Source organism: Rouxiella chamberiensis (genome assembly GCF_026967475.1).
GTDB classification, from domain to species: Bacteria; Pseudomonadota; Gammaproteobacteria; order Enterobacterales; family Enterobacteriaceae; genus Rouxiella; species Rouxiella chamberiensis.
This window is the reverse complement of the sequence record NZ_CP114058.1, coordinates 1,210,364-1,220,025: the sequence shown is the minus strand read 5'-3', so window position 1 is coordinate 1,220,025 and position 9,662 is coordinate 1,210,364. Positions and strand designations below refer to the sequence as shown.

Annotated in this window: 4 protein-coding genes and 3 pseudogenes; 1 reads left to right on the top strand and 6 read right to left on the bottom strand. The window is 53.4% G+C overall.

The features are described 5' to 3' along the window. Nucleotides 1-10 precede the first annotated feature (10 nt). Together O1V66_RS05865 and galU are read right to left on the bottom strand one after the other, a co-directional pair. On the bottom strand, nucleotides 11-1,435 hold the full coding sequence (locus O1V66_RS05865) for a mannose-1-phosphate guanylyltransferase/mannose-6-phosphate isomerase (protein WP_045048062.1): 1,425 nt from the start codon (nucleotides 1,433-1,435) through the stop codon (nucleotides 11-13). A gap of 449 nt (nucleotides 1,436-1,884) precedes the next feature. After that, nucleotides 1,885-2,772 (bottom strand): UTP--glucose-1-phosphate uridylyltransferase GalU, encoded by an 888-nt coding sequence (gene galU / locus O1V66_RS05860; protein ID WP_045048063.1) that lies wholly within the window; start codon nucleotides 2,770-2,772, stop codon nucleotides 1,885-1,887. A 470-nt stretch (nucleotides 2,773-3,242) separates the two neighbouring features. On the opposite strand from galU, the pseudogene O1V66_RS05855 reads away from it, so the two are divergent. After that, nucleotides 3,243-4,828: pseudogene (locus O1V66_RS05855) on the top strand (TerC family protein). Nucleotides 4,829-5,037: 209 nt separating this feature from the next. Here the strand turns inward: O1V66_RS05855 and asmA are convergent. The 4 genes and pseudogenes from asmA to apbC all read right to left on the bottom strand — a co-directional run bounded on the left by asmA (nucleotide 5,038) and on the right by apbC (nucleotide 9,597). Next, nucleotides 5,038-6,881 (bottom strand): annotated as a pseudogene (gene asmA, locus O1V66_RS05850) (outer membrane assembly protein AsmA). 46 nt (nucleotides 6,882-6,927) lie between these two features. After that, nucleotides 6,928-7,509, bottom strand: a complete 582-nt coding sequence (gene dcd, locus O1V66_RS05845; RefSeq protein WP_045048066.1) for a dCTP deaminase — start codon at nucleotides 7,507-7,509, stop codon at nucleotides 6,928-6,930. Nucleotides 7,510-7,693: 184 nt separating this feature from the next. Further along, nucleotides 7,694-8,336 (bottom strand): annotated as a pseudogene (udk, locus tag O1V66_RS05840) (uridine kinase). A 148-nt stretch (nucleotides 8,337-8,484) separates the two neighbouring features. Beyond that, nucleotides 8,485-9,597 carry an iron-sulfur cluster carrier protein ApbC gene (gene apbC, locus O1V66_RS05835; protein WP_045048068.1) on the bottom strand — a complete coding sequence of 371 codons (1,113 nt, stop codon included), beginning with the start codon at nucleotides 9,595-9,597 and terminating at the stop codon, nucleotides 8,485-8,487. Nucleotides 9,598-9,662: the final 65 nt, after the last annotated feature.

Here is a 9,662-nt window from a genome sequence, read left to right as displayed (position 1 = left end):
ATAATCTTGATTACGGCTGGATATTATAGCGACCGTACTGATCCTGGATACGCACTACGTCATCGGCACCCAAATAGGAACCCGAGCTGATTTCGAGTAGCTCAAGCGGGATCTTGCCGGGGTTTTCCAACTTGTGTAATGACCCGATCGGAATAAAGGTGGACTGGTTTTCCGTCAGCAGGAAGGTTTTTTCACCGATGGTGACCTTCGCCGTTCCGGCGAGAATAATCCAGTGCTCCGCGCGATGATGGTGCATTTGCAGAGAGAAACTGCCGCCCGGGATCACCGTAATGCGGTTAACGTTGAAGCGGTCTTCGGCGACCACGGCATCACAGCGGCCCCACGGACGGTAAATGTCGCGGTGGTGACGATATTCGCTACGCTCGTTCTCTTTAAGGAATTCTACAACGCGTTTTACGTCCTGGACTTGAGATTTATCAATGACCAGCACGGCGTCTTTGGTGTTGACGATGACCAGATTATCGACACCAATGGCAGCGACCAGTTTTTCATCGGTGTTGATGTAGCAATTGTTGGTGTTGTGCAGGAAGACGTCGCCGGTAAGCGCATTGGCCGCGTCGTCTTTGCTGTTTACTTCCCACAGTGCCGACCATGACCCGACGTCGCTCCACTCTGCCGACAGAGGTACCACCATGGCGTCATGGGTTTTTTCCATGACCGCATAATCAATCGACTCATCCGGGCAATTGGCAAAGGTTTCTTTATCGACGGAAATAAAATCAGAGTTTACATTGGTTTGCGAAAGCGCCAATTCACAGGCTTCCAGAATATCTGGACGGAATTTTTTCAGTTCCTGCAAATAACGTTTCGCGCGGAACATAAACATTCCGCTATTCCAATAGTAGTCGCCGGTTTCGATATAACTTTCGGCCGTCGGTTTATTTGGCTTTTCCACGAAGCATTTAACTTTATAGCCTTCGTTATTTTCGCCAATCAACTCGCCGCGCTGAATATAGCCGTAGCCGGTTTCCGGACCCGTAGGAACGATACCAAAGGTCACCAGACGATCCGCTTCGGCGAAAGGAATGGCTTTTTCGATGGCAACGTGGAAGGCGTCAACGTTATTGATAACGTGATCGGCGGCCAGAACCAGCATCACGGGATCGTTGCCGTCTTTCACCGCGTTGATTGCGGCAAGCGCGATGGCGGGCGCGGTGTTGCGGCCCATCGGTTCAAGAATAATATTGTTGGAGAGCTTATTGATTTCGCGCAACTGCTCCGCGACTAAAAAGCGATGCTCTTCATTACAGATAACTACCGGCTCACTCACACTCAAGTCATTCAAACGCAACAGGGTTTCCTGCAGCATTGAATTCTTGCTGTGCAATCTCAGAAATTGCTTAGGGTACATCTCACGCGACATTGGCCATAAACGACTCCCAGTGCCGCCCGCCATAATGACCGGTAGTATCATTTTTTTAATCCTTACAGAATTGCTAAATTTTCAAATATAGCGACTAACGGAAAGTTGAATAATTTCGTATGCAATTGGCATGCTACCGCCCTTGGCGTGTAGCAACCAAAGTACCAAAAAATTGTCGTTGAATGCTGTAGTGACGGCTGCGAATTTCCGGCCCGAGGGCAACCCGATAAATCAATGAATATCAGGTAATTAATAACTGTTACCTCACCACTGATAACAATGAAGCCCGTATATTACCACTACCTTTGTTGATTTTCTTCAAGAACGCTCTCGGTTCCTCTAGAAAGTCAGGGCGCTCGATTTTTACGTGGTTCAGGACCCAGCGCGAGGTCGAACGTTCGACCGTCATCGCATTAAAAATGGTCAATTCACACGTCTTATAAATGAAAAAAGGAAAGCCCAGTGAAGAGAGCTTTCCATGATTCGACAAAACAGCGAACTTATTTAGCGGTAAATTCTTCAAGCCACTCTTTGAATGCCGCGCCGGTCCCTTTGTGACGAATGCCGTACTCGACGAAAGCTTTCATGTAGCCCAGCTTGTCACCGCAGTCGTGTGAACGACCGGTCATGGTGAAGGCTTCAACGGTTTCTTTTTTCATCAGCAACGCGATGGCATCGGTCAGCTGGATCTCGTTGCCCGCGCCGTAAGGAGTTACCGCCAGCAGAGGCCAGATATCTTCGTTGAAGACATAGCGGCCAACTACGGCCAGGTTGGAAGGCGCGTCTTTACGATCCGGCTTCTCGACGATGGCTTTCATCGGGATGCTTTTACCCGGTTCGCCTTCAACGCCGTTACAGTCGACCACACCGTATTTGGAGACATCTTCTTCCGGCACTTCTTCTACCATAACCTGACTGTTGCCGGTTTCTTCGAAACGGCGCAGCATCGCGGCCAGGTTGTCCTTGCGCAGATCGCAGGAAACTTCGTCCATCAGCACATCAGGCAGGATAACGGCGAAAGGTGCATCACCAATCAGCGGACGAGCGCACAGAACCGCGTGACCCAGACCTTTGGACTGGCCCTGACGCACGTTCATGATGGTTACGCCTTTCGGGCAGATAGACTGGATCTCTTCGAGCAACTGGCGCTTGACGCGGGATTCCAGCATGCTTTCAAGTTCAAAGGAGGTATCAAAGTGGTTTTCGATGGCATTCTTGGAAGAGTGGGTCACCAGAATGATTTCTTTAATGCCGGCGGCAGCACATTCGTTCACGATGTACTGGATCAGTGGCTTGTCAACAATCGGCAGCATTTCTTTCGGAATTGCTTTTGTTGCAGGCAACATACGGGTACCCAGGCCAGCTACAGGGATAACAGCTTTTAACATTGTAAGAGATACTCCTCAACACCGTGAGATAAAATTTCAGCCAGCAACAATGCGTCTGGACAACAAGGCATTGCACCGAATTAACTTAAGGAATTGTTACCACGCCCTAATCACTTAAGCAAAGTATAGACCTTCGTCTTGGTTTGAACAGGGCCGAAATGCCAGGTCCCTTTCTGCATAAAGATGTTGGCTTACTGCTGCTTAATAACTGTACTTTCAATTCTTATTAACATAATGGTTTCGTTTAGTAAGATAGCAGCATCTTAAGCAAGACAGTAACTTAAACCCTTCAATTTAAGATTGTTACCTACTAATCGGTGCGTTTTTGAACAAAAGCGCTCTATTTTTTATACACCGCCGAGTCTTGCCCTTAACACGCTAGCCTACTGATTTTAAATTTGAATTTTACCGGTGCAGCGGCCATTATTCACTGAGCGGACTTCGCCGCGCATTCAAGGTTAAAACGCATTATGGAATGGATCGCCGATCCGTCAATCTGGGCCGGGCTGGCTACCCTGGTAGTGCTCGAAATCGTTCTGGGCATCGATAACCTGATTTTTATCGCTATTCTTGCCGATAAACTGCCCAGAAGTCAGCGTGAACGCGCCCGTGTGACCGGTCTGTTGCTGGCTCTGGTGATGCGCCTGCTGCTGCTGGCCTCCATCTCGTGGCTTTCAACGTTGACGCGCCCTCTCGTCACTCTCTTTTCGCACGGCTTCAGCGCACGCGACCTGATTATGTTGACCGGGGGCCTCTTTCTGTTGTTCAAGGCCACCACGGAACTCAACGAAAGGCTTGAAGGTAAAGACGAAGACAATGGTCAGCAGGGAAGCCGCGCGCGCTTCTGGCCCGTTGTGGCGCAGATAGTGGTGCTCGACGCCGTCTTCTCTCTCGACTCGGTGATCACTGCGGTCGGCATGGTCGACCACCTGCCCGTCATGATGGCCGCCGTGTGTATTGCCATCGGCTTGATGCTGCTCGCCAGTCGTCCGCTAACCCGATTCGTCAATGACCACCCGACCATCGTTATTCTCTGTTTAAGCTTCCTGCTGATGATAGGTTTCAGTCTGGTAGCCGAAGGCTTTGGTTATCATATTCCGAAAGGCTATCTTTATGCCGCGATTGGCTTCTCGGTCATCATCGAGATGCTGAACCAGTGGGCGCAGTTCAACCGCCGCCGTTTTCTGTCTTCCCGCCGTTCCTGCGCGAGCGCACCGCCGAAACGGTCTTGCGCGTGCTGCGCGGCAAGCATGACGATGCCGAGCTGGACGCCCATTCATCGAACATGATTGCCGATATCGCCAAGGAAGAAGATGCCATCTTCAATCAGCAGGAACGGCATATGATTGAGCGGGTATTGGGGTTGGCGCAACGTTCGGTGAGCAGCGTCATGACCTCGCGCCACGACGTCGACAACCTTGAGCTGAGCGAACCGCTTGACGTGCTGACGCATCGGATTGCCGAAAACAGCCACACGCGCATGCTGGTTACCGAAAACAGTTCGACCGACTCGCCACTCGGGGTTATCCATGTCGTGGATCTGCTCCGCCAGCAGTTGCTGCACAATAAATTGAATCTCAAGGCTATCGTCAAACAGCCGCTCATCTTTCCGGAGCAGCTCTCTCTGCTGGCGGCTCTGGAGCAGTTCAAGCAGGCCAAGACGCATTTCGCCTTTGTGGTCGACGAGTTTGGATCGGTGGAAGGCATCGTTACGCTGACGGATGTCATGGAAACCATCGCCGGCAGTATGCCGGAATCTTCCGCGACGCTGGACGCGCGGCATGACATTGTGCAACTGGAAGACGGCAGCTGGATTGCCAACGGCTACATGCCGCTCGACGATCTGGTGATGTATATTCCGCTGCCCATCGATGAAAAACGCGAATACCACACTATCGCCGGTCTGTTGATGGAGTACGCCCAAAATATTCCGCAGGAAGGCACGCAGCTGCACATCGACAACTACCTCTTTGAACCGCTCGAGGTGAACAGCCACCGCATACTCAAGGTAAAAATCACCCCGCTCAAGACCCTCGAACCCGATTACGAAGTCTAAAATTTGCAGGCGGCCGAAGTCTCGGCTCGCCTGCTGTTTTGGCAAAGCGATGCAGCGCGTTGATGCAGTCCGTCTGGCAACCTAGACAGGGGGATTTTCGAATCAGAGTGAAGTGTTCTGGCAGGAAGGCGCTATCAGCGATAGCTGGCTTGTTTTGCCCGGGACAGACTGTGCCATCCCGGACAAAACACGATAGGCTTGTTCGTCGATTATCTCTTTAACAGCGATTTGCCGTCTTGCAGCTGCTTGTTGTCCGCATTCTTGTCTATCCAGTTCTGAATAGCGCTGCGAGCATCTTTTTGCAGTTGCTGGCGCAGGACCTGATCGGCTTTCAGCTCGTAGTTGAGCTTCTTCCAGGGGCCGAAGACGCGCAGCGGAATATCGGTTTTTTGCAGCGTGGCAATCAGCGCATTGTCGCCCTGCCAGCCGCCGGTCACTCTCACCAGCAGGTTCATGTCGACCTGTTCACCCGGGAAATTCACCTGCCCTGCGCCCTTGGCGTTGATCATATCCGACTCTGCCGCCAGATTGTTCAAGTCCAGCACTCCACTACGCAGAGCGCCATGCGCGCTCAACTGGCGGATGTTGGAGTAGGTATTATAACGTTCCATTCCCTGAACCCGATTGCTGTTGCGGGTGACCGCCTGCTGGATAAGCTGCTGGATATTCAATCCGTTGAGATGCGCATCGGCCATCGACATTTGCGCGTCGCCCTGCCAGTTGCTGTTGAAATCGTTCATCGAGAGGCCGTTGCCGCTCAAATTACCCTGCATGCTGAAACTGCCCGACATGGCTTTGGGCAGATTGTAGGCCCGCAGCAAATCGCTGAGTTCGATGTTCTTGATGTCAGGGGTAAAGTTCACCACCAGACGTTTTCCAGTGGCATTTAGCGTACCCGGCAACGAGAACGTGCCCTGCCCGAGACTGCCGGTCAGCGTAGAAAGACGGACATTGCCTTCACGGTTCACCGCCTGCAGGTCGAGGTTCTGGATTTTCAAACCGCGATAAGTGAGATCAATAGCCTTGAGGGCAAGTTGCGCATTAAAACCATTGAGCAGTGACAGGCTGTTTTGCTGGCTGTCCATATCGTGAGCGATAACCGGTGCCGAGGTGACAGCCTGTCCCTTCTGCACCGTACTGTCGGTGCCGCTGGCCTGCCAGCCGGAAATGGCGTCGAGATCCATCTTGTCGGATTGCAGGCTCAACTGATAGGTCGGCACATCGTCCAGGATAGCCTGCCCGCTGCCGGTGAGTTGATTCTGGTTGGCCGTCAGCGCCAGTTTGTTCAGCGTCAGCGTATTGCTGTTTTGCAGATATTTCGCCTGTAGGCTGCCCTGCCCGCTAATCCCGTTGGGCGGCACATCGGCCCCGCTGAGTTTATAGGTCAGAGTGGAGATGTTGGCCGCGTACTGTCGCGGATAGTTCTGCATGTCGAGGGTGGCATTGAGACTCAGCGACAGGTCGCGTTGATCACGGTTGATGCGGCTCGAAAGCTGAACCGTTGCCTGCTGATGATCGTTTTGATCCATCTGCAAATTGATATCACGCACATTGACCGGGTAACTGTCACCGCGCTGCCAGATAAGCAGACTGTCGACCACGCTCAGGCGGCCGATATCGAATTTCCACCCCTGTTCGGCATCGTCCGACGGCTGACTGCCGGAACTGGCCGGAGCAATCGGGGCATCGGGTTCATTGGCTTCGCTGTCTGGCGTCAGGCGGATGACGGCGCTTTTCAGCATCACCTGCTTGACTGAAAGCTTATGTGAGAGCAAAGGCAGAAGGCGGACGTCGAGACGCATGTTCTCTGCGCTGACCACCGGGTCTTTCGCGCCCGGTGCCGTCAGAGAGGTTTGCCCCGCCAAAATGCTCAGCTGGGGCCAGACATGCCAGCGAAGATCGCCGTCGATTGCCAATTTGTAACCGCTTCTCTGTTCAACGCGATTGACCATGTAGTTACGAAAGTCATTCGGGTTGATCAAAAAACCAGCGAGGTCATACCGGCAATAACTACCACCAGCAAAATAACCAACGTTGTCACTAATCTCTTCATGCCATCCTCTTGTAGTTTGCCTGCTCTCGCATCCTGCCAGAACGTATCAGTCTTTATCTATACGGCTGGCCACCGCACTCTGCTGATCGCGATATTTGGCATCCTGCCGACTGTTGTACGGGCGTGCCGCCGGGCCTGAAAGCGGCTCGAAGCTCAACGCGCCAATCAACATACCCGGACGCAAGGCCAACGGCAGCTTACCTGAATTATAGAATTCAAGCACAATGCGGCCCTGCCAGCCCGGATCGATACGGTGTGCGGTCACGTGAACCATCAGGCCAAGACGCGCCAGCGATGAACGACCGTCGAGCCAGCCCACCAGATCGTTTGGCAGGGTGACAGACTCGAGCGTAACGGCCAGCGCCAGCTCGCCCGGATGCAGGAAGAATGCCTCGCCTTCGGGCAGAACGATTTCGTCGCTCATGACGCGGTCGAGCGCGGCGCCCACTTCGTGTTTCGGGCCGCTCAGGTCGATGTAACCCGCGTTGTGGCCCAGAAATACCCGAAAGCCGTTGCCAAGACGCACATCAATGGTCGCGCCGTTGATACGCTCGACGGGCGGCCGTGGTTCGATGCTGAGGCGGCCGTCGTCCAGCCACGCTTCTATATCCCTGTCACATAATCTCATGGTGTTTTCCTTTTCCTTCCGGGAGTTGGCGGTGTCACGACGCTGGCCTTGATGCGCCCTTCGACTCGCTGACAAGGTCAGCGCATCGCATAATGACGTCTTGCCGCCCTGAAACTACGCCAACTACCAGAGTGCTAGTGAATAGCTATTTGGATAATTCAAAAGAATAGAGTAAATATACTTACTATTCAAAGAACTGGCTGATTTTTGCCTTAAGGATATCGATGGCGATGCGGTTTTTGCCGCCGCGTGGCACGATGATATCGGCATACTGTTTGGAAGGTTCGATGAACTGCAGGAACATCGGACGAACCGGTCTTCTGATACTGCGCCATAACGGAATCCATGGAACGGCCGCGCTCGTTGACGTCGCGCTTCATGCGGCGCATCAGACAGATATCCAGCGGAGTATCGACAAAGATCGAGAAATTCATTTCCTGACGCAGACGGACATCGGTCAGCAGCAGGATCCCTTCAAGAATAATGACTTTTTTCGGCGCTAAGGTTACGGTCTCGTTAAGGCGAGTGTGCTCGATAAAGCTGTAGCTCGGCAGTTCGATGGCTTGTCCTGCTTTCATCGCCTGCAGATGCTGGAACAGCAGATTGTGATCCATCGCGTTCGGATGGTCATAGTTGGTCTTAATCCGCTCTTCCATGGTCAGATGACTCTGATCCCGATAGTAGCAATCTTCCGGGATTACACCGATATGTTCGTCACCGACCTGATCGCGCAACTCACGATACAAGGTACTGGCAATAAGGCTTTTTCCAGAGGCAGATGCGCCAGCGATACCTACGATGACACACTGATGGAACTTGTCAGACATAAAATTAACGACCTGATTTGGAGGTTTGAAGGGCAAGCAGCCAGATGGCGCTTTGATCGCGCCAATTATAGGTATATGTGATGGATGAAGCCAGCCTTAAAGCCACTAAGCGGCTGGCTGGCTTAAATTAATCGCCAAAAAAGGGCGTTTAGACGGCGCGGAAAGCGATTTCCGTCGGGATGGCATCGCCTTTCCAGTACAGCTGCGCGGCGACCCTGGCGGCAAGCTGGCGATAGATTGCCGTAAATTCGCTGTCGGGATTGGCAACAACCGTCGGTTCACCGCGGTCGAGGTCTTCACGCAGCGAGATATGCAGCGGCATTTGCGCCAGCAGTTCGCAGCGGTATTTCTCGGCCAGCTTCTGCGCCCCGCCGGTGCCGAAAATCGCCTCGTGATGACCGCACTGCGAGCAGATGTGCATGCTCATGTTCTCGATAATACCCAGCACCGGCACCTTGACCTTTTCAAACATGACGATGCCCTTCATTGCATCGAGCAGCGCGATGTCCTGCGGCGTGGTCACGACCAGCGCGCCGGTCACCGGCACACTTTGCGCCAGCGTCAGTTGAATGTCGCCCGTGCCCGGCGGCATATCCAGAATAAGGTAGTCGAGGTCCGGCCACAGCGTGTCCTGCAACATCTGCAACAGCGCCTTGCTCGCCATCGGGCCGCGCCATACCATCGCATTTTCATCTGTGACCAAGTAGCCTATCGAGTTGGTCGCAAGTCCATGCGCCATAATCGGCGCCATATGCTGACCATCGGGAGAAGTCGGGCGTTCCTCTTCCGTGCCGAGCATATTCGGTACAGACGGGCCATAGATATCGGCATCCAGCAGGCCGACCTTCGCCCCTTCGGCCGCCAGCGCCAGCGCCAGATTGACGGCAGTCGTCGATTTGCCCACACCGCCCTTGCCCGAGCTTATCGCCAGAATATTGCGCACGCCCTTGATACCCGGTTTATCGTTGGCACGGCGCAGCGTGACGATATCATGGGACAATCGCCACTCCACGGACCGGGTGCCGGTCACGCGCAGCAGTTCGGAGGTGGTCAGCAACTTGAGTTGTTCAAAGCCAGACTTCCAGGCAAAGGGCAGCGTCAACTCGATGTGCAGCACGTTGTCCAGCACCACACACTGGTGCAGCGCCTTCAGCGCCGTCAGGCTTTTTTGCAGGGTAGGATGGGTAAAAGTCGCCAGCACCACGTTGACAGCGGCGTGCAGTTCGGCGGGCGTTGCGTTCTGGGGGGATTGTGATGTCATCCCGGCTCCTTGAAATCTCTATTTGGTTTTTTGTTGGTCAGCAGGATTTACTGGGCAGAATCATC

Bases quoted from the DNA above. Each gene is read 5' to 3' on its own strand.
- dcd (WP_045048066.1), bottom strand. From the start codon at position 7,509: ATGAGATTATGTGACAGGGATATAGAAGCGTGGCTGGACGACGGCCGC.
- apbC (WP_045048068.1), bottom strand. From the start codon at position 9,597: ATGACATCACAATCCCCCCAGAACGCAACGCCCGCCGAACTGCACGCC.
- O1V66_RS05865 (WP_045048062.1), bottom strand. From the start codon at position 1,435: ATGATACTACCGGTCATTATGGCGGGCGGCACTGGGAGTCGTTTATGG.
- galU (WP_045048063.1), bottom strand. From the start codon at position 2,772: ATGTTAAAAGCTGTTATCCCTGTAGCTGGCCTGGGTACCCGTATGTTG.